This is a genomic window from Undibacterium sp. RTI2.2 (assembly GCF_035018705.1).
In the GTDB taxonomy this organism is placed as follows: Bacteria; Pseudomonadota; Gammaproteobacteria; order Burkholderiales; family Burkholderiaceae_D; genus Undibacterium.
In genome coordinates this window covers 1-26,579 of the sequence record NZ_JASJXN010000047.1, presented here as the reverse complement: position 1 = coordinate 26,579, position 26,579 = coordinate 1, and the positions used below count along the sequence as shown (strand labels likewise).

The 26,579-nt window shown below is 46.3% G+C and carries 18 protein-coding genes and 1 other RNA gene; 6 read left to right on the top strand and 13 right to left on the bottom strand.

Annotation, left to right across the window (positions count from 1 at the left end):
• Positions 1 to 87: 87 nt before the first annotated feature.
• The 3 genes from QN395_RS18560 to ffs all read right to left on the bottom strand — a co-directional run bounded on the left by QN395_RS18560 (position 88) and on the right by ffs (position 1,557).
• Positions 88 to 552, bottom strand: a complete 465-nt coding sequence (locus QN395_RS18560) for a cache domain-containing protein (protein ID WP_322119119.1) — start codon at positions 550 to 552, stop codon at positions 88 to 90.
• Positions 553 to 716: 164 nt separating this feature from the next.
• Complete coding sequence (locus QN395_RS18555) at positions 717 to 1,178, bottom strand: cache domain-containing protein (protein ID WP_322119120.1); 462 nt, start codon at positions 1,176 to 1,178, stop codon at positions 717 to 719.
• Between the two features lie 280 nt (positions 1,179 to 1,458).
• Positions 1,459 to 1,557, bottom strand: an RNA gene (gene ffs, locus QN395_RS18550) — signal recognition particle sRNA small type.
• A 482-nt stretch (positions 1,558 to 2,039) separates the two neighbouring features.
• Between ffs and QN395_RS18545 the strand changes: the two genes are divergently transcribed.
• The 3 genes from QN395_RS18545 to QN395_RS18535 all read left to right on the top strand — a co-directional run bounded on the left by QN395_RS18545 (position 2,040) and on the right by QN395_RS18535 (position 7,035).
• Positions 2,040 to 2,969: an ABC transporter ATP-binding protein gene (locus tag QN395_RS18545; protein ID WP_323492666.1), complete on the top strand. Its 930-nt coding sequence runs from the start codon at positions 2,040 to 2,042 to the stop codon at positions 2,967 to 2,969.
• A 9-nt stretch (positions 2,970 to 2,978) separates the two neighbouring features.
• Positions 2,979 to 6,560 (top strand): ABC transporter permease/M1 family aminopeptidase, encoded by a 3,582-nt coding sequence (locus tag QN395_RS18540; protein ID WP_323492665.1) that lies wholly within the window; start codon positions 2,979 to 2,981, stop codon positions 6,558 to 6,560.
• Positions 6,561 to 6,831: 271 nt separating this feature from the next.
• The gene (locus QN395_RS18535) at positions 6,832 to 7,035 is read left to right on the top strand and encodes a hypothetical protein (RefSeq protein ID WP_322119123.1); all 204 of its coding nucleotides are present in this window, start codon (positions 6,832 to 6,834) and stop codon (positions 7,033 to 7,035) included.
• Here QN395_RS18535 and QN395_RS18530 read toward each other — a convergent pair.
• Together QN395_RS18530 and ubiD are read right to left on the bottom strand one after the other, a co-directional pair.
• Positions 7,032 to 7,682, bottom strand: a complete 651-nt coding sequence (locus tag QN395_RS18530) for a glutathione S-transferase (protein WP_322119124.1) — start codon at positions 7,680 to 7,682, stop codon at positions 7,032 to 7,034. The two genes, QN395_RS18535 and QN395_RS18530, sit on opposite strands and share 4 nt — an antisense overlap.
• Positions 7,683 to 7,801: 119 nt before the next feature.
• The gene (gene ubiD, locus QN395_RS18525) at positions 7,802 to 9,286 is read right to left on the bottom strand and encodes a 4-hydroxy-3-polyprenylbenzoate decarboxylase (protein WP_323492664.1); all 1,485 of its coding nucleotides are present in this window, start codon (positions 9,284 to 9,286) and stop codon (positions 7,802 to 7,804) included.
• A gap of 502 nt (positions 9,287 to 9,788) precedes the next feature.
• Between ubiD and QN395_RS18520 the strand changes: the two genes are divergently transcribed.
• Positions 9,789 to 10,757, top strand: a complete 969-nt coding sequence (locus tag QN395_RS18520; RefSeq protein WP_416200107.1) for a transglycosylase SLT domain-containing protein — start codon at positions 9,789 to 9,791, stop codon at positions 10,755 to 10,757.
• Positions 10,758 to 10,824: 67 nt separating this feature from the next.
• Here QN395_RS18520 and QN395_RS18515 read toward each other — a convergent pair whose 3' ends face one another.
• Entirely contained in the window at positions 10,825 to 11,733 is a 909-nt protein-coding gene (locus QN395_RS18515) for a LysR substrate-binding domain-containing protein (RefSeq protein ID WP_322119126.1), read from the bottom strand.
• Between the two features lie 642 nt (positions 11,734 to 12,375).
• On the opposite strand from QN395_RS18515, the gene QN395_RS18510 reads away from it, so the two are divergent.
• Positions 12,376 to 12,762 carry a DUF3224 domain-containing protein gene (locus tag QN395_RS18510; RefSeq protein WP_322119127.1) on the top strand — a complete coding sequence of 129 codons (387 nt, stop codon included), beginning with the start codon at positions 12,376 to 12,378 and terminating at the stop codon, positions 12,760 to 12,762.
• Between the two features lie 121 nt (positions 12,763 to 12,883).
• On the opposite strand, the gene QN395_RS18505 is transcribed toward QN395_RS18510, so the two are convergent.
• The 6 genes from QN395_RS18505 to clpB form a co-directional block, all read right to left on the bottom strand.
• Positions 12,884 to 14,047 (bottom strand): pyridoxal phosphate-dependent aminotransferase, encoded by a 1,164-nt coding sequence (locus tag QN395_RS18505; protein ID WP_323492663.1) that lies wholly within the window; start codon positions 14,045 to 14,047, stop codon positions 12,884 to 12,886.
• 141 nt (positions 14,048 to 14,188) lie between these two features.
• Positions 14,189 to 14,653, bottom strand: coding sequence for a transcription antitermination factor NusB (gene nusB / locus QN395_RS18500; protein WP_322119129.1), 465 nt, complete (start codon positions 14,651 to 14,653; stop codon positions 14,189 to 14,191).
• Between the two features lie 94 nt (positions 14,654 to 14,747).
• Positions 14,748 to 15,245, bottom strand: coding sequence for a 6,7-dimethyl-8-ribityllumazine synthase (gene ribH / locus QN395_RS18495; protein ID WP_322119130.1), 498 nt, complete (start codon positions 15,243 to 15,245; stop codon positions 14,748 to 14,750).
• Between the two features lie 95 nt (positions 15,246 to 15,340).
• Positions 15,341 to 16,450, bottom strand: coding sequence for a bifunctional 3,4-dihydroxy-2-butanone-4-phosphate synthase/GTP cyclohydrolase II (ribBA, locus tag QN395_RS18490; RefSeq protein WP_322119131.1), 1,110 nt, complete (start codon positions 16,448 to 16,450; stop codon positions 15,341 to 15,343).
• Positions 16,451 to 17,021: 571 nt separating this feature from the next.
• The gene (locus QN395_RS18485) at positions 17,022 to 20,309 is read right to left on the bottom strand and encodes an amidohydrolase family protein (RefSeq protein WP_323492661.1); all 3,288 of its coding nucleotides are present in this window, start codon (positions 20,307 to 20,309) and stop codon (positions 17,022 to 17,024) included.
• Between the two features lie 651 nt (positions 20,310 to 20,960).
• On the bottom strand, positions 20,961 to 23,537 hold the full coding sequence (clpB, locus tag QN395_RS18480) for an ATP-dependent chaperone ClpB (protein ID WP_322119133.1): 2,577 nt from the start codon (positions 23,535 to 23,537) through the stop codon (positions 20,961 to 20,963).
• 501 nt (positions 23,538 to 24,038) lie between these two features.
• On the opposite strand from clpB, the gene pepF reads away from it, so the two are divergent.
• Complete coding sequence (gene pepF, locus QN395_RS18475; RefSeq protein ID WP_323492659.1) at positions 24,039 to 25,907, top strand: oligoendopeptidase F; 1,869 nt, start codon at positions 24,039 to 24,041, stop codon at positions 25,905 to 25,907.
• 89 nt (positions 25,908 to 25,996) lie between these two features.
• Here the strand turns inward: pepF and QN395_RS18470 are convergent.
• On the bottom strand, positions 25,997 to 26,579 hold a 583-nt coding region (locus QN395_RS18470; RefSeq protein WP_323493118.1), incomplete at its 5' end, for a hypothetical protein.

The following is a 26,579-nucleotide window of genomic DNA, read 5'->3' as shown; positions in this document are numbered from 1 at the left end:
GGTCAAAAGGCAGAATGCTATCGCATCTGACCCTTTGACTTTTTATTCAACGTTGCTCTTCGTACTTGAATCCACCGAGTTAATTCGTTATTGCTTATAGATTCCGCAGCCAATAAAAAAATCGTCCACTTTTTCAACGTAGGTCGATTTATTCTCCAATGCCTTGGTCAATGGATTTGGCCATTGATAATCAACCCAGCCGCTACCTTTGCTCTTGATGATGGAAACCATTTCTTTGCCAACATAAACGTTACCGGCTTTTAGTTCTATTAAATTTTTACCGACCATTCTTGGGTTGTTACCATGCGCTAAATTGACCGCATTCATGTCGTAAGCAATCAAATACAGATCGCGGTCATGAAACTCTTTATTCGCCGGATTACTAAAATCGGCAAATGCTTTTTCTTTACCTTGCGCTTTAATTGCTGCAATACCTTTTTTTACCATCGCGATGGCCTGATCTGCTGTATCGTGATCATCGGCCGCAAAAGCTACTGGCAAAAAGCTGATACTTAGTAGACATGCGATCAAAAGTTTATTAAACAATTTCATTATGAATCTCCTCAATTGTTGCCGTTAAAATTCTTGAAACACGAATACACGATAAAAAAAGTAGAACTTAAGTAATGATTAAATAGCGATCAACTAAACTATGAATCAACAAATCTGGAAACCAAAAAAGCCACTCTGATTTGAGTGGCTTTTTAATATTAACGCTATTTGTAGATACCACATCCAACAAAATAATCGTCAACTTTTTCTACATAAGTCGATTTAGTTTCTAAGACTTTAGTCACCGGATTTGGCCATTGATAATCGATCCAACCGCTCCCCTTCGATTTGATAATGGCAATCATTTCCTTAACTACAAATTTATCGCCCGCTTTTAACTCAATCAGATTTTTGCCCATCATCTTAGGATTATTCCCATGCGACAAATTAATACCGTTTAAATCATAGGCGATTAGATATAAATCACGATCATGGAAATCTTTGTTTGCTGTATTAGCAAATTCAGCAAACGCTTTTTCTTTTCCTTGTGACTTAATCGCTGCAATACCCTTTTTTACCATCGCTATCGCCTGATCTGTAGTGCCACGATCTTCTGCAGCAAACGCTACAGGCAGAAAGCTCAGACTCAACACGCATGACATTAGAAATTTACTAAAAACGTTCATTATTTATCTCCTCAATAGATCGATTGGGACGAATCAACAACTCTTGAAATGCAATTTTTAAAGCCTGTCGATAATTGATTTACACGCAGCGCGCAAAACTAAACAGATTTTTAAATCAGTTTTCAACATGCTGTTACCTAGAATAAATACAAAGCTGTGCTAACGCAAGCAGATAAAGCGTGAATAATTTGGGAGGAATTTGTTTATCAGCGCATTTGAAGAAAATTCAAATACAGACATTGATGAAGCGATAAATCTTGGAAGGGGAAGTTCTTCGGAAGGAGGCGAGCCTGATCTGCGGCACTTACGGGAAATGACTGTGGCTGCTTCGTTCCCGACCTGACCAGATTGGCCACGCCGCAATGCGCAGGGGCCCGCCAGCACACATTATAGCGTATGACCACTGGCTCGTGCTGGCATTTTTATCTGGAAAATTAATCCTGCCAAAATTAATCTATACCTGATCTAAGCCTACTCTATTCAGGTTTGGATTCAGGTTTGGATTGGGCGTTTGTGCCGTATGGGCTCTGTATTAATCAATTCGTGACCCACTCACCCATCCTGAGTTTTAGCATGCTCTTCATCAAACACCTGCTTATTCCATCCCCATAAATTCTGTTTTCATCTTCACTCAGAGCTATTTCGTCGCTTTTTGATGGAATGCAATGACTAAGTCTTTTATTGTGCAAACTGCAAAAAATATAGCTCAGTGACGACATTAATAAAGGCATCAATAAAAAATTGATCGATGCAAAACATATTGTAATTTTGAAAATTACTGATCACAATTCAACAGCTTGCTTTTTTTGCACTGCGCCGTATAAAACATCAGCACTTTAAAACACTTTTTAGGGAATGGTCATGGAACTACGCATACAGAATTTATCCAAGCAATATAGCAATGGTGTACAGGCACTTAATCATATTTCTTTGACGATTCCGGCTGGCATGTTTGGCTTGCTGGGCCCCAACGGTGCGGGCAAATCTACTTTGATGCGCACCTTGGCAACATTGCAGGATGCTGATTCTGGTACTGCGCAGTTAGACACAATGGATATTAAGACGCATAAAGATGACGTGCGTCGCGTACTCGGCTATTTGCCACAAGACTTTGGCTTGTATCCTAAAGTCAGCGCCTATGATTTATTGGATCATTTTGCGGTACTCAAAGGACTTTCTAACGGTAAGCAACGCAAAGAAGTCGTAGAAGGTTTGCTACATCAAACGAATTTATTCGACGTAAAAAATAAACATGTCGGTGGTTTTTCTGGCGGTATGCGCCAACGTTTCGGGATTGCGCAAGCGCTACTGGGTAATCCAAAACTGATTATCGTCGATGAGCCAACGGCTGGCCTTGATCCAGAAGAACGCGTGCGTTTTCACAATCTGTTATCTGACATCGGCAGTGACAAAATCGTTATTCTCTCTACCCATATCATGGAAGACGTAGCAGATTTATGTAATCACATGGCCGTCATTAACAAAGGCGCTGTTATTTTGACGGGTCAGCCATTGCAATTGATTGATCAGATTCAAGGCAAAATTTGGAAACGTTTTATCGAGAAGAGCGAGCTGGCGCACTTCCAACAACAATATCAGGTGATTTCTAGTCGCCTGACATCCGGCCGCACGCTCGTGCATGTGTATGCAGATAGCAATCCTGGCGATAGTTTTACCCAAGCGCAAGGTAATTTAGAAGACGTCTATTTCTCTGCCATGGCAAATCTCTTGCCGCAGCAGTTGCCGCTAGGGCTGCAACAACATTCAGCATCTGCTGTGCAAGCCGCTTAAGGGAAAAATATGCTTCCTATTATCCTCTTTGAGCTACGGCAAAAATCCCGCAGCATCTCTACCTACGTGTATTTCCTGATGTTTTTCTCACTGGCGATGTTGTGGATTGCAGCAGCCGGCGGTGTGTTTGATGGCGCAGTGATCGACTTCGGTGGCAAGGTACACATCAACTCGCCAGTGGCGATTTCGCAGACCGTGACTTTCCTCGGTTATTTTGGTGTTGTGATTGTTGCGGCCATGATGGGCCGGGCGATACAACAAGATACTGAACACAATATCTGGCACTTTTTCTATAGCTCACCGATCAGCAAATTTCAGTATTTAGGTGGTCGTTATGTTGGTGCGCTACTCACTCTGATTCTGATTTTTTCTAGTATCAGTCTGGGCGCATGGTTAGGTTGTTATTTACCGGGCCTGAGTAAAAACTTCCTTGGCCCTATGATTCCCGCGGCCTATGTTGCGCCCTATCTGACTTCATTAATCCCAAATCTGATGATCTTCGGCGCCTTGTTTTTTACGCTGGGTGCGCTGTATCGTCGTATGTTGCCGGTGTATGTTTGTAGCGTCGTTTTACTCATCGGTTATCTGGTTGCTGGCACTTTAGCGCGCGACGTTGATGACAGAACATTAGCCGCTCTGCTCGATCCGTTTGGGTCGCGTGCAATCAGTCGTGTGACTGAATACTGGAGCATTACGGATAAGAACACCCGTATTGTGCCTATGCAAGGCCTGCTGTTATATAACCGCTTGATCTGGGGTGCCGTCGGATTATTAGCACTGGTGCTTTGTTATTGGCGTTTTGATTTTGCGGCAATCACCGCTGGTGGCAAACAAAAAAAAGAAACGACTAAAAAAGTTGCGCCAGCAGTAGTTAACATTCCACTGGTAACGCCCAACTACAGCAGCTCAAATATCTTCTCTTTGTTTATCCGCCAATGCTGGCTTAACCTGCGCGAAACCGTTAAAAACGTTTATTTCATCGTCATTGCGTTAACCGGTGTGATGTTCATGTTTTCGCTCTCCGGCGCGCTGAGCAAAATGTATGGCACAACGACCTATCCGGTCACCTATGCAGTACTGGATTTACTCGGTGGCAGTTTTAGTCTATTCATGCTGATCATTACTACCTTCTACGCAGGCGAGCTGGTATGGCGCGAACGTGATGCCAGAATTGCGCAATTGCTGGATGCGTTACCAATACCGAATTGGGTACCATTGATGGCGAAGCTAGTTGCCTTAATCAGCCTGCAAGGCATCTTGTTATTCGTTTTAATGTTGTGCGGGATTGTGATTCAAACCTTTAAGGGATATACCCATTACGAGCTTGGTCAATATCTGCAACATCTGTTTCTAATGCAATGGCCCGGTTACGCCTTAATCGCCGTTCTGGCAATCTCTATCCAAGTGATATTAAATAACAAATACGTCGGTTATTTCGTCATGATCGCGTATTACATCGCCACGATCGCATTACCTGCGCTGGGTCTTGAGCATCCTATGATCATGTACGCCGGTGGGCCGACACCACGTTATTCCGACATGAATGGCTACGGACATAACTTGCCGCAAGTGTTCTGGTATCAACTGTATTGGACTGGTGCCGCGCTGGTGCTCTTGGGTTTGTCGATGTTGATGTCGGTACGCGGTACGGCTGGCGAATGGCGTCATCGCCTGGGTCAGACGCGATTGAGTATGACGCCTGCGATCAGGTCTACCCTGATCGTCGGATGTCTAATGTTTGTTAGTGTCGGCGGCCTGTTGCTCTACTACACCAATATCGTCAATCATTACGAGAACAGTTTTGACCGGGAAGAAGACCGAGCTGAGTATGAAAAGCACTATAAAAAATACGAGGCAATGCCGCAGCCACGGATTACCGATATCAAAGTGGCAGTAGATATCTTCCCCGAGACACGCACTGCCCATGCCAAAGCCAGCTATCAACTCGTCAATAAAGGGACGACACCAATCAGCGAAATCTTTATCACACAAAATAAAGATATTCGAATGGATCAAGTCCATTTTGATCGTAACGCTGTATTAGCGATCCAAGACAAGACAGGTTTCTATAGCTATAAACTCACGCCCGCCTTAGACGCTGGCGACAAACTCAATCTTGATTTTGAACTGGAGTTTGCACCAAAAGGTGTGGCAGGCATGGGTAGCGAAAGCCAAATCCTGAACAACGGTAGCTTCTTTAACAGTAGCGCTTTTCCACATCTCGGGTACCAATCTGTAACAGAACTCAGTGATGACAAACAGCGTAAGAAACATGGCTTAACTGAGAAAGAAAGAATGCGCGAACGCGACGACCCCAAAGGTCTGACCAATAGCTATTTAGCTAACGACGCCGACTGGATACGCTTTGACGCAACCGTGTCTACCAGCGCAGATCAGATTGGCATTGCGCCGGGGCGACTAGATAAAGAATGGACAGAAAACGACAGGCATTATTTCCACTACGCGCCGGATAAACCTATTCTGAATTTCTTCGCATTTTTATCAGCACGTTACAGCGTTAAGAAAGCGCAATGGAATGATGTCGCGATTGAAATCGACTACCAAAAAGGTCATGAATACAATCTGGATCGCATGATCAAAGGTGTGCAAGAGTCGCTGACGTATTACACCAAGAACTTCGGCCCTTATCAACATAAAATGGTTCGCATTGTCGAGTTCCCGCGTTATGCAAGCTTCGCGCAAGCCTTCCCGAATACGATTCCATTTTCGGAAAGTATCGGCTTTATTGCCAAAGTAGATGACAAAGATCCCAAAGACCTGGACTATCCGTTTTATGTTACGGCACATGAAGTAGCACATCAATGGTGGGGACATCAGGTGGTGTCGGGCAATACCAAAGGTGCGACGATACTGGTAGAAACCTTAGCGCAATATTCTGCCCTGATGGTCATGGAAAAAACCTACGGTAAAGACAAAATGCGTAAGTTCCTCAAATACGAACTGGATCAGTATTTATTCGGTCGCGGACAAGAGCGTAAGAAGGAACTGCCAATTGCCTTTAACGAAAATCAAGGTTATATCCATTACTCAAAAGGTAGTCTGGTGATGTACTTGCTACAAAGCCAGATTGGTCAGGACAAAGTCAATGCTGCTTTACGCGATGTGCTAGCGCAATATGCCAACAAAGGCGCGCCCTACCCTAGTAGTAAAGTACTGGTCGATGCACTGCGCAAGGTGACGCCAGAGGACAAACAAGCACTGATCACTGACCTGTTTGAATCCATCATCCTATTTGAGAATCGCGCCTTGTCCGCCAGCGCCAAAGCAGTTGGCAACGGTCAGCATGAGGTCACGCTCAAAGTCAGTATGAATAAACTCAAAGCTGATGAACTTGGCGCAGAAAAAGAAGTCCCGCTGCACGAATGGATAGATATCGGCGTCGACGACAAAGATGGCAATCCCTTGCTGCGTGAACGTAAATTCATTGATCGTAAAGAGATGACATTTACGATGTTAGTCAAAGGTGAGCCAGCTAAGGCAGGGGTTGATCCAGACAATTTATATATTGACCGCAAACCTGACGACAACTTGATTAAGGTGGAAATGGCGCGAAGTAATATCGAAAGATAAAGCACCGCGCCAGTAGAGTAGTAATGATCAGGGCGAACATGGCAAGCACTTGCTGTGTTCTCTTTTTTATTTGAGCTGAATGAAGTTTTCGCCACTGCAGCGTTGTTACGGGATATAACAGATGTAAGTAATCATGCCTAAAAAAATTGCAGAAAATTTAAATAAAATAAATCAGAAAATTAATATACTCCCTCTATTTTTAAATAAATATGCCTCAAAGCCCAATTAATATATGGACAATTTAATATACAGCCAACCAGTATATTAAATAATGTCAATTGTTTGCCATAACGAGGTTACGGCGCAAGCAGCGATGTTATTTGATCTGCTTGATTATTTTTCTGGCGCCACGGGACTCTGGCTCAATCACAATCCACGCACAGGCTTATGGCTGGATCATAGTGCCGAGATTATTTTTGCCGGATTGGGATTGCAGTTAATTGTGGGTCGCGAAGCAAGCTTGGCACATCACTAAAGCAAATCACTAATCGACACCACAGGCACTTTCGCCATTACAGCAATAAACAAATCCGATTGTAAGAATCCCTCCAGCCAGGCAATGAGATGTTTGTACCGGCTGGAGTAAAACCAATCTGCATCTACCAGCGCACATTGGCGTACAAACGGCAAAATCGCCAGATCGGCCATACTTAGCCGCTCGCCGCTTAAATATTGGTGTTGTTGCAGGCGGCTATTTAGTATTGCCAGGAATACTTCGGCTCTTTCTCTATATGTTGTTGCGCTGTGCTCTGGAAAACGCTCAGCATACTTATATCGATCCAGAGCCTGCTTAAACGTGCTGTCATTTTGACTAATCAAGTTTTGCACTTCGGTTGGCAATGCGCCGTCGGGCATCAAACATAATGCAGCGTCGTTTTGGTGATGTTGCGCCAGCGCCCAACACATGATGTCCAGGCTCTGGTCGATTACCCGTCCATCCGTCAATACCAACACAGGCACCGTGCCTTTGCGAGAAAGGTCAAGCATCTCTTGCGGTTTGTTACGCAAACTGACTTCTTGTATGTCAACATCGATACCACTGAGCTTGATCGCCAGTCGAGCACGCATGGCGTAAGGGCAGCGGCGAAAACTATATAACAAAGGTCTGGCAGTGGTGCTCATAAGGACTGGGTTTGATGACGGACTATAAATGATCGCTTAAGTATTATTCTCTTCCGACAAATACGTAACCAACCAACAAGCTCAGCTCCGCATTTGATTCTGGATATATAAAGTCGAATCTACAACCCCAACTCCTGCCAAATCAAATCGACCTTCGCTTTCACTTCAGGCGACATCTGTATTGTGGTGCCCCACTCCCTACTAGTTTCGCCTGGCCATTTATTCGTGGCATCCAATCCCATTTTGCTACCTAGTCCGCTGACGGGTGAGGCAAAATCAAGATAATCGATCGGTGTGTTATCGACCAGAGTCGTATCACGCAGTGGATCAACTCTGGTGGTAATCGCCCAGATCACTTCTTTCCAGTCGCGGATATTCACATCCTCATCCACCACAATGATGAACTTGGTATACATAAACTGGCGCAGAAAACTCCAGACACCAAACATCACTCGTTTGGCATGGCCTGCATAGGCTTTTTTTATCTGCACTACGGCCATGCGGTAGCTGCAACCTTCAGGTGGCAGGTAGAAATCCGTGATTTCACTAAACTGCTTTTGTAATAAAGGAATGAACACTTCATTGAGTGCTACTCCCAGGATCGCAGGCTCATCTGGCGGCTTGCCTGTATAAGTTGAGTGATAAATAGGATCACGGCGCATCGTAATGCGGTCAATGGTAAAGACGGGAAAACTGTCTTGCTCATTGTAGTAACCAGTGTGATCTCCATAAGGTCCTTCAAGCGCATGCTCGTAGCCGGTAGGGTATGATTCATCTGGGTAAATATGCCCTTCCAGCACGATCTCGGCACTGGCAGGGACGCGCAACTCACTACCCATCGCTTTAACCAGCTCGGTGCGACTGCCACGCAAGAGTCCTGCGAATTGGTACTCGGACAAGCTATCAGGCACTGGAGTGACCGCACCAAGGATGGTCGCGGGATCTGCACCAAGTGCAACGGCAATCGGATAAGGCTGACCTTTATTGACAATACCATGCTCACGGAAATCCAAAGCGCCACCACGATGCGCAAGCCAGCGCATGATAACTTTGTTGCGACCTAGAACCTGCTGCCTATATATACCCAGATTTTGGCGCTTCTTATAGGGGCCTTTGGTAATCACCAGACCCCAGGTAATTAAAGGAGCGACATCGCCGGGCCAGCAATGCTGGATCGGCAATTTCGCCAGATCGACATCGTTACCCTCCCAGACTATCTCCTGACATTTGGCGCCGCGTACTTCTTTGGGCGCCATATCCCATACCGCTTTCACCAGCGATCCGAGACCCAGAATATCTTTAAATGCCTTCGGAGGCTCTGGCTCTTTCAGCGATGAGAGAACGTGGCCGATTTTACGTAAGTCACTGATACTATCTGCGCCCATTCCCATCGCGACACGATGCGGTGTACCGAATAAATTACCCAGTACCGGAATGCTATGCCCCTTTGGCTTAGTAAATAAGAGCGCAGGACCTTCGGCACGCAAAGTACGATCGCAGATTTCTGTCATCTCCAAATAGGGTGAAACAGGTGTAACTATTTGTTTTAATTCATTTTGTTGTTGAAGCTGAGAAATAAAATCTCTCAAATCCGAATATTTCATGTTTTTAGCTTTTTATGAGTTTGAACTAAGTAAAGTAAAGAAATCTGCTAAGTACTTGATTTGACACAGATTTGCTGCGATGCAGCATGAATTTTAAGATTTAAAAGTAATAAAGATTAACTTCTATAGTATTGACTTGATATAAAACCGACCCTACAATTCGCCCAACTTGATGAAGAGGGTAAACTCGTTGCTCTTAGTTGCCGTCTAACGACGATGGCAAATCCAAACGGTAACATCATTCACGGGGATCGGGCCCCACATACAACATTGTAAGGATTGTTTTCAAAAGGCGTCTGCCTTGACCCGAAAAAAGTTGTTTGTCATTGGAGAGACTGCGAGTCGCCCATATATGTATATATAACTGACAAATAATTCCGGCGTCTTCCGGTCGCGCCTGCGACGAAGGCGATGTTTCTGATTCGTAGCTAGTCCGCTATACAGCAAACCAGCATTAACGCTGCATAGCAAGGGCATAGATTACGAAGGTTCAGGAGGTAATATGATACAAAGTTCTAACGTAGTACTACAAAAAAGTAATTTGCAAAGCAACTCTTTATTTGTTAGCAAGGCTAACACCCTACTCATCGCGGCACGCGATGCCCGTAGCGGTTTTATTACAACTATGCACCACCTGCTGATGATCTTTGGCATTGGCGCGATCGTCCTGCTTGGGATGATGTTTATCAAGCCCGATTTGCTTGAAAAATTTAAACAGCTTTCACCGTTTACCGTCGCCGGGCAGGATGCCGAGGAAGATACTGCCCCGCCTAGTCTGGCAATGCTGATGGCAACCCCAGAACAAGTTGCACAGTCCGATCAGGCAACCGCTAAGCCAACAGAACTAACTGAAGAAGACCGGAAAATGCTAGGCAATCAACGCCAGCAACAATGGGTCACCAACTGGCTGGCTAAGCGATATCGCATTGCCAGCGATGCGACCAATATGCTAGTTTCTGCCAGCTACTTAACTGCAAAAGAAATCAAACTCGATCCTTTGTTAATCTTGTCTGTGATGGCAATTGAGTCCGGCCTGAATCCTTTTGCCGAAAGTCCGGTTGGTGCGCAAGGTTTGATGCAAGTCATGTCCAAATTACATCATGAAAAGTTTCAGGAAATGGGCGGCATTAAAGCGGCGCTGAATCCAGTTGCCAACATCAAAGTCGGTGCCCTGATCTTAAAAGATTACGTCTCACGTGGTGGCTCGGTTGAGGCAGGTTTAAAACTGTATGTTGGCGCGGCTGCGTTTGAAAATGATGCCGGTTATGGTTCGCGCGTTTTGGCTGAATATCGCCGTTTAAAAGATGTTGCTAACGGCAAAAATATTCCTACTTTTAATGCACCGGCACCGATCCCAGTGGCACCACCAGCACGTCATATAGAAAATATCGCGACTAAAGTTGATGCCGTTACAGAGACTAAAGCTGCCGAGCAAAAGCCAGCGCATCCAGAGCAAATAGCAAAACTGTAACAATGTAATTAAAAACTTCATCAAGTCGTAAAAAAGCCACCTCCACTAAAAAAGTCAGGTGGCTTTTTTACGCATCAAAGCCAAAATCGTAGTCCTTTGCTACATCCAGAGCCAGCTCGCGGAAATCATGCATTAACTCTGACCGTTTGCCACCACTTGGGTATGCCAGGACATATTGGTGACGAATATCGCTGGCAAACGGTCGCACAATCACCCCGTTAGAGCGCCACACCTTGGCACCAAAAGGTTCAACAATTGAGATACCCAAACCATTCGCAACCATCGCATAACGTGTATGCGAGGTTTGGGTCTTAACCCGATGGCGCGGACGAGTGCCGGTCTCGTCCAGACGAATCTTTTCCAGCTCATAACTTTGCGAAATAATCGGTAAGAAACCGATGATATTTTCCCCATCCAAGTCCATGGGGTCGATCATCTCTTTTTCAGCCAGGCGATGCCCTTCTGGCAAGCCACACATGACACTGACTTCTTTAATAGTTTCTTGCTCCATACCGGCTAACGGCGGAAACGCCATGCAAATAGCGATATCCACTTTAAGATTTTGCAATCGCATTAAAATCTCTGGCGTGTTGCAACTATCTACAGTCACTGGCACATCGGGATGATGTTTAAAAAATTGACGCAAAATCAGCGGCAAAATCGTCGTAGACAAGACGGGTAGACAAGCGATCGTAATGCCTTCCGGCGCTTCATTACGAATGTTGCTGGCGACCTGAGTCAAGCGTTCCAGTCCCAAAAAATTCTCTTCCACCGCGCTATAAAACCGCACACCAGCTAAAGTAGGCTCTAAACGTCCTTTGTCGCGGTTAAACAACCTAAACCCGAGAGCACTCTCTAAATCAGCAATAAGACGGCTAATGGCTGGCTGAGTAATATTCATTTTCCGAGCGGCGCCAACACTGGTTCCGGCGATCATCAAACACCGGAATGCCTCAATTTGCCTGAATTGAATCATAGAGTTTCTTATCCCACATCGAAAAATAAACAGGAAAAAAATATACTCCCTCCATGTATTATTTAATAGTCCATATAAAATATTGACAATAACGCGTATTTTTAAATAATTATGGGGAGTATTTATTTTTCATCTTAAAAATCAAGATCAACATAGCTTTGTTAGCGTTTTATCCAATTACTCAACTTTCTGGATAAAACAATATAACTAGACGCTTGTCACATAACGAATTCACATTAAGTATGCGAATTTGTGAGTGGACATGATATGGCAATATTGTGATAATTTGTTACACTTTGTTAAAATTAGTTCACAAAGACAACCAAACAGTCTGTGCAAATTACTTTTAGCATCGTCGTAAGCTGCTCTGCTATTCAAAATCCAAGGCCAATATAGCGGCTTGTTGGTAAGCCCAGCATATTGCATTACAGCATCAAGGTAATACCCACAAGGTGAAACATCGACGCGCTTCCATCTCCCATAAGTAGATAGAGTTGCGTCGACTACTTATTTTTATCATCGTCATCAACGCATTCCAACCAAGACCTGGTGCGGAATTTAGCGCTTTAGCTTTTTAGCTAAAGCACTTGATGACATAGTAAAGACACTATTTGTCTGTTGTTTAACAACATGAGGGAGAATATGCTTGCCGTAGGAACTGTCAAATTGAATGGGATGGATGAAAAATTCAACCAGCACACGGGGATGATGCAATCCAAGGTGAAGCACCACTATGCGGGTGACATCGAAGCTGAGTCTTGTTTTGAATGTCTTAGTTTTTCCGCCAACGCCAATTCCGGAAATTTTGTCGGACTAGAATATCTGACGGGTCGCATCGGCAATCGCCGGGGCGGATTTATTCTGCAACACGTAGGATCAATCAAATCGGGTAAATCTGAAAGCACATTAAATGTGTTAACCGGCTCAGGCACAGGAGAACTGGCTGGCATCAAGGGTTACGGACGTTGTACCTGGAGCGATATTGGTGGTCAGGTTTCTCAGGTTTTACTTGAATATCATTTTGACTAGGCATCAACGCTAAAGTCAATAAACCAAACTAACGATTTCGATGAGAAGTACTCGAAGTGCTACTCGACTTCTTAAGCGATTAACTTCAACTCTGTTGTAAGCCCTATCGTTAGACCGATCTTTAGCCCTGCAAATAGTGCGCGATTCTCTTCACTGCTTCTTTTAAATTATCCATCGAAGTCGCATAAGAAATCCGCACATAACGCTGTGCGCCGGATGGACCAAAATCCAAGCCCGGCACAATCACCACACCTGCCTTTTGCAACAAAGACCGTGTAAATTCGTCCGCGTCGTCTGAGAAGCGCGAACAATCTGCATACACATAAAAAGCGCCGTCTGGCATCACCGGCACATCAAAACCTAAAGCGATCAGCGCAGGCACGATGTAATCGCGACGACGTTTAAACTCCGCTTTACGTTCTTCATAAATTGCCAGAGCCTCGGACGAAAAACAGGCAATCGCCGCATATTGCGCGACCGACGAGGGGCAAATGAATAAATTCTGTGCCAATTTTTCGAGCTGAGGCACGATGCGCTCTGGCACCACCAGCCAACCCAAGCGCCAACCCGTCATATTGAAATACTTACTAAAGCTATTGATAATCACCACATCATCATCCAGCGACAACGCAGAAAAAGGCGCAGCGTCATAGGATAAACCTTGGTAAATTTCATCCACAATCGTAAAACCGCCATGACTTTTGACCGTGGCAATAATCTTTGCCAGCTCATCAACAGCAATTGAGGTGCCAGTTGGATTAGAGGGCGATGCGAGTAATACGCCTTTAGTCGCGGCACCCCAATGCTGACCTACCATCTGATCAGATAGCTGAAAACGCTCGGCTGGCCCGCTCTCGACCAATACCGCCTTGCCTTCAAACGCAGCGACAAAATGCCGATTGCACGGGTAACAAGGATCTGGCATCAAAACTTCTGCCCCGGGTTCCACCAATGCAGCGCATGCCAGTAACAATGCAGCCGAAGCACCTGCGGTAACAATGATGCGACTGGCCGGAATCGCCAAACCATAAGTACGTAAATAATGCTGGGCAATCGCCTTACGTAAGGCAGGCACGCCCAGTGCTGAAGTGTATTGCAAACGACCGTCGGCCATCGCTTTGCTGGCAGCATCAATCACTACTTGCGGCGCAGTAAAGTCTGGCTCACCTATTCCCATATGGATAATATGCCGCCCCTGCGCCTCCAGATCTGCCGCCATTTTGGCTAGCTCCATGACATGAAAAGGCGCGATATTATTTAAACGGGTGGCGAGATTGTGGTCCATAGAAGTCTCAATAAGAATCAATTTCAAATCAATTGCGGAGATAATACGGCTAAAAAAAACCGCCTTACTTCAGAGCAGAAATAAGACGGCTTTCGTAAAATTATGTTGATTGCTACTTTCGGGTAAAAACCTGACTCAGATTTACTTCCCTGCGCTGATCTCAGTAGCACGCAATCTGGCAGCTAATTTATCCAAAACGCCATTCACATATTTATGACCATCCAAACCGCCAAACGACTTGGTCAGTTCTACCGCCTCGTTGATGACGACGCGATAAGGGATTTCTATATGGTGCTTTAATTCGTAAGCACCGATCAGCAAGGCAGCATGCTCAATTGGCGACAATTCAGCAATGGTGCGATCAATCAAAGGTGCGATCTCTTCGCGCAATTGGATCGATTGTTTGATTGCGCCATGCAAGAGCGCGTCAAAATGCTCACGGTCCGCTTTGTCAAAGCCATGCGCCTGACGGATATGGGCATCAATCACGCCAGAATCTTCATTGTTCAATAACCATTGATACAATCCTTGCAAAGCGAATTCGCGGGCGCGATGTCTTGGCGAACGGCTTTTACTCGGGTTGGCGTGGATTTGTTTGCTTGTCATATTTTTCTCTTGCAAATGTATTTTGATTGCGCTCTGTTTGATTTTTTACGCAATTTATTTTAACTCTGTACTATGAATATTGGTCACTCAATGATCAAGCATCAAAATCAGCATCGTCAGTAGCTTCTGCCAATTCTTCCAATGCCAGCGTCAGATTGGCCATTTCAACTGCGACGCGGGCAGCATCAGTGCCCTTTTCTACCATGCGCGCTTCTGCTTGTTCGTCGTTTTCAGTCGTCAAAATCGCATTTGCAATCGGAATGCCACTATCCAGGCCAACACGCGTAATCCCTGCGCCAGATTCATTCGACACCAGTTCAAAATGATAAGTCTCACCGCGGATCACTGCACCTAGCGCAATTAAAGCATCAAACTGATGGGTTTCAGTCAATTTAAGCAAAGCCAGCGGTACTTCTAAAGCACCCGGTACGGTGACATGCAAAATATCTTCATCCAAGACACCAAGGCGGGATAATTCGGCCAGGCAAGAAGAGAGCAAACCATTGCCAACTTTTTCGTTAAAGCGCGCTTGCACGATACCAATGCGCACGCCAGCGCCATCCAAATTTGAGTCGTAATGTCCAACGGTCATGATGTTTCCCTTTTGCGCCTTGGCGCTGCAATAAAAAAAGTAAAGAATGGATCTCAACAAGAATAGGTTATTTTCTCCTACTCAAATAATTTTCTTCAAACAGGTTTGTCCAGATAGCCAACTACTTCCAGATCAAAGCCTATCATTGACGGCATTTTTCTTGGATTGGCGAGTAACTTCATACGGCTGACACCGACATCCTTCAATATCTGGGCACCGATACCGTAGGTACGCAAATCCATGCTGGCAGCGCGTCCTTGCGGTTTAGTTTTAGGTGTCGTCAATGCTTTGAATTGATCAAACATCTGCTCGGCTGTTTCTTCGCAATTCAACAATACCAGCACACCGCATGGTGAGGCCTGCACTGCCGCCATTGCGGTGGCGACATTCCAAGAATGCGTAGTGATTTTGCTCTCTAACAGATCAAGAATCGAGACCGGTTGATGCACACGCACCAAGGCGACCTCTTCCGATTTAATGTCGCCATGTACCAAAGCTAAATGGGCAGAGCCACTTGGTTTGTCGCGATAGACGATGGCGTTAAACGTGCCATGCACTGTTTGCATTTCGCGCTCGGCCACACGTTCGACGATACTTTCGTTCTGACTACGATAATGGATCAGGTCAGCAATCGTGCCAATTTTCAAACCATGTTCTTTAGCGAATTCCATCAAGTCCGGCAGACGCGCCATGGTACCGTCGTCTTTCATGATTTCGCAAATGACCGCGGCTGGCGTCAAGCCTGCCAAATCCGCCAGATCGCAACCGGCCTCAGTATGGCCAGCACGCATTAAGACGCCGCCTTTTTGTGCTTTGAGTGGGAAAATATGACCCGGCTGCACTATGTCGTTCGCGGTCATTTTTTTATCAACGGCTACTTGTATTGTACGCGCACGGTCTGCAGCAGAAATCCCCGTAGTCACTCCCTCAGCGGCTTCGATCGAGACTGTAAAATTAGTGCCATAAGCGGTACCGTTACGACTGGACATCATCGCCAGGTTCAACTCATCACAGCGCTCTTCTGTTAGTGTAAGGCAGATTAATCCGCGACCAAATTTGGCCATAAAATTAATCGCCTCTGGCGTCACAAACTCTGCTGCCATCAACAAATCGCCTTCGTTTTCGCGATCTTCTTCATCAACCAAAATGACCATACGACCAGCGCGCAATTCGGCAACAATCTCTAAGGTATTCGACATGTTCATGGGGGGAGTCCTGGAGTTTTTGTGTTGTGCTTCAGTTGGAATTGCGAGTACTTCGTGCGCTTAGACTTAAATACAAGACCGCACAAATAAAAAAAGCCGCTAAAAAGCGGCAATTTTTTCTCAAAACCAGACTGCTTTAGTAGGCCGCATTATACAACTTAGTCAGACTGACGCAAAATCAGGGGCAACTTCGATATACAACGTCTAAACATAGTTAGCGGGGAGTTATATAAAAATCAGACCTGAATGCTGCCTTCCCCAAATGCTCTCGCAAGATTTTAGATAATCTGATTAAAAATCCACTCGCAATATAAATATACTCCCATCAGGTATATTTAAGCCGTCCAAATAACTATTGGAAAATTGACCAATTTTCAAAAAAATAATGGGGAGTATATTAAATTTTACTCTAACTAAGTTCTAACTAAGTCCTAACTAAGTTCTAAATGAGTTCTAAATAAGCCATTACTAAACGTTAACTGGTTCCAAACAAAATTAAAACAAAATGCAGAAATCTGGATTCCACTTTCAGTCTCTGCATTCATGCGATCTACTCATTGATCACAAAGGACTATCCTGGTCCGTCACCATCGCCGTGTCCACGGGTTTCTACCGGGACCGCACCGCCATTTTTACCTTCGAAGAAGAAAGGCTTTCTGGCTTTAGACGTACCACCCACTTCGTTCATCGTGTTGACATCGTACAAACGGCCGTTCAGCATCACATTGGTAATTTTGTCGGAGTTTTGGATGTTCGCCAAAATGTCGCCGTTGATGATAACCAGATCGGCCAGTTTGCCGGTCTCTAATGACCCGACATCTTTTTCCATACCAAGATATTTAGCACCGTTCAGCGTTGCGACACGGATCGCTTCTAGCGGTGTCATGCCACCACGACCGAGTGTCCACATTTCCCAATGGGCGCCCAAACCTTCACGCTGACCGTGTGCACCCAGATTGACCGGGACGCCAGCGCGTTGCAATTCGGTTGCTGTGCGGGCGATGTTGAAGACGTTGTAATCCTCTTCTGGTGCAGTCTCCACCCGCACACTACGTGCTTGCAACACCGTCGCGGGTACATAACGCGACAAAATCGGATGACGCCATACATCCGTGTGTGCATACCAATAATGCTCGCCATCCAGTCCGCCATAACCAACGATCAGGGTTGGTGTGTAGCCCACTTTGGTTTGCGACCATAATTGTTTCACGTCGTCATAGGCATTGGCGACCGGGATTGCATGTTCGATGCCCGTATGCCCATCAACGACCATCGTCATATTATGCTCAAACAGTGAACCACCTTCTGGCACCACCATCATGCCGGTCTCACGCGCCGCTTCCAAAATTTGCTGACGCTGATCGCGACGTGGCTGGTTATAACTCTTGACTGAGATGGCTCCGCCCGCTTTCAGGCGTTTTAAATGCGTGAGTGCGTCATCCAAATTATTGACGATGGCGCTCATGTTGGCCTTTGCACCGTACAAAATCGTCCCGGTAGAAAAAATCCGCGGCCCCACCACTTTGCCCGCCCGTTGCAGTTCGCTCTGGCTAAAAATCTCAGCCGTGTCGTTGGATGGATCATGGATCGTCGTCACACCAAAGGCAAGTGAGGCATAGTTGATCCAGCTTTGCTGTGGAATGATTTCATCCTCACCCATACCGCCGTGCCAATGCACATCGACGATGCCAGGAATAATCGTTTTACCAGCAGCATCGATTTGCATCGCACCAGCCGGGATTGCGACGTCTGCGGCCTTACCAATGGCGACGATGCGATTATCTATAATCACAATGCGTCCATTCTCGATGACTTCATCCCCGCGGATGGTCACAATACGCGCACCAGAAATTACCTTGGTGCCGACGGGCTTATTCGCGGCTTCCTGGAAACCAATTTTCAACCCCGCCTCGGTTGGTTTAGCGACTTCTTTAGGAGAACCCGGCAAAAACGTGAACGCATTTTTTAATTCGCTACTAAACAGTTCATCACCCAGCGAGAAAAAAATCTTGCTGCTATCGCCCGACCAATGCGTATAGTCACCCGCATTAACATCAAGCTGCTTGACGGGCAACGCATCCATTTTTGGCCCTACGGTCACAGGCTTACCCGCGATCGGCAGCGGTGTGACATAGGTATGGAAGCGCTCGGTAAATGCCAGCCAGTTGCCGTCTGGCGACAAGGCAAAGTCACTCACAAATTCGCCTTTAGCCACGGCTTGCTCTTCCCCTTTGTTTAAATCAATGCGGACAAGCGATGTCGTCCAATCTACTTCACCGGCGCGTTTCATGCGGGACACATACAACTGATCATTATCTTTGCCAAACTGTGGCGCGCTGCCCTCATCAGTGACTAAGCGCGGAGTCGCTTTACCATCCGCACTCGTCACAAAAATACCGGTATCCAAACCAAACCAGGGTGTCGTCAAATAACCGCCATGCATTTTTTCAAAAGCGATTTGTTTGCCATCGGGAGAAAATTGAGGATTCACATATTTACCAGGACTCTTGGTGATAATCGTTTCTGAGCCGCCACGCACATCAATGGTACGCACCGATCCCAGTTTTTCATCATCCCAGGTGGTGAATACGATGCTGCGACCATCACGAGAAAATCGTGGGAAAAATTCAAAATGGTCTTGTTGTTTGGTCAAACGCTGCGGCGTGCCATTTGGCAAATCGCGTACATACAATTGCCCTAAAGCCGAGTACACCACTTTATTACCTTGTGGCGAAACATTCACCCAGCGCAGTTGATGCACATCAAATTTATCTGGCGCGACGGGCGTTTCAAAACGGACGGCAGCACGGATTTCTCTGGTGTCTTTGACGTGAAAAGCGATTTCTTTTGCGGTATGCGCAAATGGATCAACACGCCAAATTTTACCTTTGGCCCACAGCACCATTTGTTTGCTGCCCGGCAGCCAACTCATCGACGGATACACGCCATGCACAGCCCAGGTTTCTTGCATATCGCGCTCTAGGTCACTCCATGCAACTTTCTCTTCACCGGTCTCTAAGTCTTTCAAAAATAAAGTACTTTGGTTGCGCACGCGACGCACAAACGCCAAGTATTTACCATCAGGTGAAGGCGTTGGACGTACCGCACCACCAGCGCCGCTGACAAACGCTTTGGTCTTACCGTCTTTTAAATCTTTACGGAAAATCTGATAAATCTGGGCATTCCCATTTTTATTGTATTCAAATGAATTCCCCGGTGTCGTGTCCTGGGAGTAGTAAACATAACGACCATCAGGAGAAAAAGCAGGCTCGCCCAAATCTTTTTGCCAATTTGGTTTCTCATTCAATTGCACACCCGCGCCACCGCCAATGGAGTACAACCAAATCTCGCCAGACCCCAATGAACGCGTACCAGTAAAGTGCTTACGGGCAGCAATATACTGACCATTCGGATGCCAGACAGGATTATTCAATAAGCGGAAATCTTCTTTGGTCAAGGCGTGTGCGTTGCTGCCATCCACATCCATCACCCAAATATTGTCGCCACCACCGGCATCTGACATGTAGGTTAATTGCTTACCATCTGGCGAAAAGCGCGCCTGCATTTCCCACGCGATGCTATGTGTCAGTGCTTTAGCCTCGCCACCTTCAACTGGCATCAAATACAAATCGCCCAGCAAATCAAACACAATTTGCTTACCGTCAGGGCTGACGTCAACACTCATCCAGGTACCGGTTTTGGTATCGACAGCCACCGTGCTCGCCACACCTGGCGGCGCATTCACGTCCCATTTTTTCTTGGCATCAGCGGCGTCTTTGGGGGTTTCTGCACTGATGGCGACGGTACTACACAAGCTGAGTAGTAAGGCGCACCAATGTGCTTTTGTGATGAATTGCATCTTGTCTCCAGTGGGTATTGAATCAGCAGGATCAGCGTTAGGAAAATTTGGATAAATTAAACCAACAGCACGGCGATTAAACTCAGCGATTGCTTAGCGATTGAATTACGCTGCTGATATTGTAAAAGAACATTGCCAGATTGAATTAAGTTGTCTGATTTAATTATGTGTTACTTGATTATGTATCAGCACAATCTCGCATGTTGATCGCTATTAAATGGATGCCCAAAGGAGTTAAGGCGTCATTCCCGCATGGTTTTAGCCGAAATCCAGCGACGTTTGTTGCGCCGCACGTCTGAATTGATAGCGACAATACTATTTATCAGGCTAACGACACGGGATACCGTTTAAAAACATGCCAGAATGGCATGAAAAATCCATCATCCATAAAAATCTGCCCACATTCAAACTATATGCCAACAAGAAATCAATATACTCCCCATTATTTATAAAAAAATTACCCTATCGTCCAGACTTTATATGGACAATTAAAATATACTTACCAGGTGTATATAAAAATTTAAACTAGCGAGTAGACGTACTGCAGATCAAAAACAAATCCAATCTAAAGAGATCGGTCAACAACCCTTACTGCATTGCGCAGTAAGGGCTCGGGGCTCACTTCACCTAACTTCGATTACTTCACTTACTTTAGTTAAACACCAACACCCCATTATCAACATCAACCTTAATCACATCCTTAGGTCCAAACTTACCTTGCAACAGTAACTTGGATAATGGATTTTCGATCTCTTGCTGAATCGCGCGTTTGAGTGGTCGTGCGCCGTACACCGGGTCGAAACCTGCTTCTGCGATTTTCTGCAATGCCGCTTCGCTGATGTGCAAACCCATATCCATTTGTGTCAGACGTTTTTCTAAATCATGTAACTGGATCTTAGCGATGGCGCCGATGTTTTTGGCGTCAAGCGCGTGGAATACGACGATATCGTCAATCCGGTTAATAAACTCTGGGCGGAAATGCATTTTTACTTCGCCCATGACCGCCATTTTTATCACTGCCGGATCACTGCCTTCCATTGCCTGAATCTGATGCGAGCCAAGGTTGGACGTCATCACGATGACCGTATTTTTAAAATCCACCGTGCGACCTTGCCCATCGGTCAGACGACCGTCATCCAGCACTTGCAGAAGCACATTAAAGACATCCTGGTGCGCTTTCTCTACCTCGTCTAACAGAATAACGCTATACGGCTTGCGACGCACTGCCTCGGTCAGATAACCGCCCTCTTCATAACCTACATAGCCAGGAGGCGCGCCGATTAAACGCGAGACAGAATGCTTCTCCATAAATTCGCTCATGTCGATACGGATCAGAGAATCTTCTGTATCAAACATAAAGCCTGCGAGGGCTTTGCAAAGCTCGGTTTTACCAACGCCCGTTGGGCCCAAAAATAAGAAAGAACCGTAAGGCCGGTTGGGGTCACCCAAGCCAGCGCGGGAGCGGCGGATGGCATCAGATACCGCGCCAATAGCCTCGTCCTGCCCGACCACGCGCTTATGCAAAACCTCTTCCATTTGCAGCAACTTCTCGCGCTCGCCTTGCATCATGCGCGAGACTGGGATACCGGTCGCACGCGAGACAATCTCGGCAATTTCTTCCGCACCGACTTGGGTGCGCAGCAACTTGTGCTTGCCTTGATTGCCCGCCTGAGTTGCGTCTGCTTGCTTCAGCTGCGCCTCTAGTTCTGGCATACGGCCATACTGCAACTCGGACATGGTTTGCCAGTCACCGCGACGTTTGGCATCTTCCATTTGCAGTCGGATTTTTTCTATCTCTTCTTTGATATGGGTGCTGCCTTGGACAGTAGCTTTTTCTGACTTCCAGATTTCTTCCAGATCGGCGTATTCCAGCGAGAGTTTGGCGATTTCTTCTTCGATTAACACCATCCGTTTTTTAGAACCTTCGTCTTTCTCACGCTTGACTGCCTCGCGCTCGATTTTAAGTTGGATCAGACGACGATCCAGCTTATCCATGACCTCCGGTTTAGAATCAATTTCAATCTTGATTTTAGCCGCTGCCTCATCAATCAAATCAATCGCTTTATCGGGTAAAAACCGATCAGTAATATACCGGTGCGACAATTCTGCCGCTGCGATAATCGCAGGGTCAGTGATGTCTACACCGTGATGAACTTCGTACTTTTCTTGCAGTCCACGCAGGATGGCAATGGTTGCCTCGACGCTAGGTTCATCGACGATAATTTTTTGGAAGCGGCGTTCCAGCGCTGCATCTTTCTCTATATATTTGCGATATTCGTCCAGCGTCGTGGCTCCGACGCAATGTAATTCGCCGCGTGCCAATGCAGGTTTAAGCATATTACCGGCATCCATAGCGCCCTCTGCCTTACCCGCGCCGACCATGGTGTGCAACTCGTCAATAAAGACGATGGTCTGGCCTTCATCCATGGCGATTTCTTTGAGCACCGCTTTGAGACGTTCTTCAAACTCACCGCGGAATTTAGCGCCTGCAAGCAAGGCCGCCATGTCTAGCGACAACACCCGTTTAGACTTCAGGCTGTCAGGCACTTCACCATTGACGATCCTTTGCGCCAGACCTTCCACAATGGCGGTCTTACCAACGCCAGGTTCACCGATCAATACCGGATTATTTTTACTGCGACGTTGCAAAATCTGAATAGCACGACGAATCTCGTCATCCCGACCGATCACAGGATCAAGCTTGCCCAGACGGGCGCGCTCGGTCAGATCGAGCGTATATTTTTTTAAGGCTTCGCGCTGACCTTCGGCCTCTTGCGAATTGACCGTACCGCCGCCACGTACTGCGGCAATTGCGGCCTCTAAGGATTTACGAGTCAGACCGTTTTCACGCGCCAGCTTGCCGGCTTCTGATTTGTCATCAGATAAAGCCAGCAAGACCATTTCACTGGCAAGGAATTCATCACCCCGCTTCTGAGCCTCTTTATCCGCCAGATTAAGCAAGCCCATCAGCTCGCGGCCAATTTGTACTTGCCCGTCGGTACCAGACACCTTAGCTAAACGATCCAAGGCGCTTTTTAACGCATTAGTCAACGCTGGCACATTGACGCCAGAGCGCTGCAACAGCGAACGGCTACCGCCATCATCCTGATTGATCAGTGCCAGCAGCACATGCACTGGCTCAATATATTGGTTGTCATTACCCACCGCCTGACTTTGCGCGTCAGAGATGGCTTCTTGCAATTTGGTAGTAAGTTTGTCGAGTCGCACTGGATGCTCCTTAAGTAATCTCAGGACTTGTGCAAAATTGTTCTAGCAAGACGTCGCGACGAAGACAGTGCTTTTCAGTACGGCGAGGCACTACAACGTAGCTGGGAGGTTTTGCGTCAGTCCTGTAATCCGATGAATTTAACCTTACATAAATCAGGGCTTTAAATCACAATTCAAGGACCTACGCAGCAACTAACCATAAAAAATCTACTAGCGACATCCAAACCACATACTCGCCAGCAAGAAAAAATATTTTCAACAAAGTATCACTCAGGCATCATTCTCAGACAAAATAACGCTGCCGCAAGTTAATTCAGATGTATTTAGGACTTATGCAAAATTGTCCGAGCAAGTCGTAGTGACGACAGTACGGTTGTACGGCTAGTCGCTGCTTCAAAGCTGGGGCGGTTTTGCGTAAGTCCTGAATTTGATCTGTCTTGCCTTCTCAGTCTTACCGCCAACTACTTCTCTCATCTCAACGAAAAAGTCGAACTCAACAACATGAAAAAATCACTGCAACGCAGCATTCTCTCCCTCGCTATCGCCTTCACCCTACCCGCCTTCGTCCATGCGGAGACCGAAGCAGATCGCTGGAATCTGAAGGACCTTTATGCCACCAGCGCCGATTGGGATAAAGATGCCGCCAAGCTTGATGCACAGTTAAAAGAATTTGCGGCTTGCAAGGGACAGATCGGCAGCTCCGTCAAACGCTTTAAGACTTGCATGGACTTGTATCAGGATTTGCAAAAACGTGTCACGCGTCTCGCCAACTATGCCTCTTTTTTGCATGATCAAAATACCGGCGACAGTGCAGGCCTGGACATCAATCAGCGTGCCGAAATTTTGTTGAGCAAGGTCGATGATGCCAGCTCGTTTTTACGTCCAGAAGTTCTGCACATCGGTGCTAAAAAAATCCAAGGCTTCCTCAAACAAGATCGTTCACTCAGCATCTACGCCCACCCGATGGATGACATCCTGCGCACGGCAAGTCATACGCTGGACGATAAAGGAGAAAGTATCGTTGCCACATTCGGCATGATCGCGAACACGGCGGAAGCAGTACACGGCACCTTATCCAACGCCGATACCCAATGGCCAAAAATCAGCGTCGACGGCAAAGAAGTCACGCTCGATCAATCTGCTTATACCAAATACCGCACCAGCAGCGACCGTGCTGTGCGCAAACAAGTGTTTGATCAATATTGGGCAACTTGGAAATCATACGAACAGACCTACGGCGTCACTTTTTATGAAATGCTGAAAAAAGACGCCGTCTACGCCAAGGTCCGCAACTACCCCGACTCACTCGCACAAGCGCTAGATGCCAACAAATTGCCGCGCGGTGTGTATGACATGCTGATTGAGCAAACCCACGCCAATCTGCCAACGCTGCATCGCTACTTCAAACTCCGTAGCAAACTGATGGGCATCCCCGATCTGCATTACTACGACATCTATCCACCGATGATCGCAGAGCAAAATAAAGAAGCGCTCAAGTTCCCCATCGATAAAAGTGTAGAACTCATGCTCGCCGCGGTAAAACCGCTGGGCGATGATTATGTAAAAGCACTCACCAAAGCCACCACCGAACGCTGGATGGACGTCTACCCGCGAGCGAAAAAACGTTCTGGCGCCTACATGCAAGGCACGTCTTACGACGTCCACCCTTACCTGCTGCTGAATCACAATGATGATTTTGAATCCGCCTCCACCCTCGCGCACGAATGGGGTCATGGCATGCACTCGTATCTGGCGAATAAGACTCAACCTTTCATCACCTCCGACTACCCGATTTTCACCGCAGAAATCGCCTCCACTACCAATCAGGTTCTGCTGCAAGATAACATGCTTAAAATCGCCAAGACTGATGCAGAACGCCTAGCGTACTTAGGCTCAGAGCTGGAAGGCATACGCGGCACATTCTTCCGGCAAGCCATGTTCGCCGACTTCGAGCGTACCGTGCATGCCAAGGTCGATCAAGGCGAATCCTTAACTGGCGAAGCCCTGACCAAAATCTATGGCGACATCCTCAAAACCTACCACGGCGATCAAGAGAACATCCTCAAAATCGACGACCAGTACGCCATCGAATGGGCCGCCATCCCGCATTTTTATAATCGCTTTTATGTATTCCAATACGCCACCTCCATCGCCGCCGGCACCATGTTCGCCGACGAAATCCTCAAAGGCAAACCCGGCGCACGCGACAACTACCTCAACATCCTCAAAGCAGGCGGATCGCAATATCCGTACGAGTTAGTCAAAGCAGCGGGCGTCGACCTCGCCACGCCAACGCCCTACAAAGCGATTGTGGCGCGCATGAATAGCATCATGGATCAGATCGAGGCGATTGTTGCGAAGAGGAAGTAGTTTAATTTTTTACGGTTTTTCTTTACATTAGAAAGAAGCTTTATCGATTTTGACAACGCTTCTTTCTAGTTATTCTGAAATTAAATTTGCTACTCAGTATCAATAAAGAAAGCCACTTCACCGCTCGCGCTACTCAAGAAAATTTGAAGCGGAATTATCCTAGAAATTGCATATCGCACAGAATTTCTATGTAAAGTTAACCAGATCACTAAACTAAATATAGCGACTATAAAATCGCTAAGTGAAAAATTTATTTTTCCCAAATCATTGTAGTTGAGCGCTATTAAAAAAATTGACCCGAAAAATACGCAGCTAAAAATAGAGCACATCAATTCAGCAAGCATTCTTTTAGCAAGATATTTTTTTACTCGCTTATCTAATTCGACGCTTACCGATTTTTGAACTGCAGCTTTTTCTTCAAGCGAAAGCCCATCGACGGCAATTCGCGCAGCCGCCTCCCAACTAGTTATTTTGTCTGAGACTTTACTTACAGCAAAAGAAAACTTTAAACCCCGCTTAAGAATGAAGGTATTAAGCATAGCAAGAATAAAAGCGCCTCCAATCGTTAATATACCTACACTCCAAAACAATCCTCCCTTTACGCCGATCAGGTCCTCAATCCCTAAATGGCTAAAAACTTTGAGAGGAGAAACAGCTTTTTTGTTTAAAATC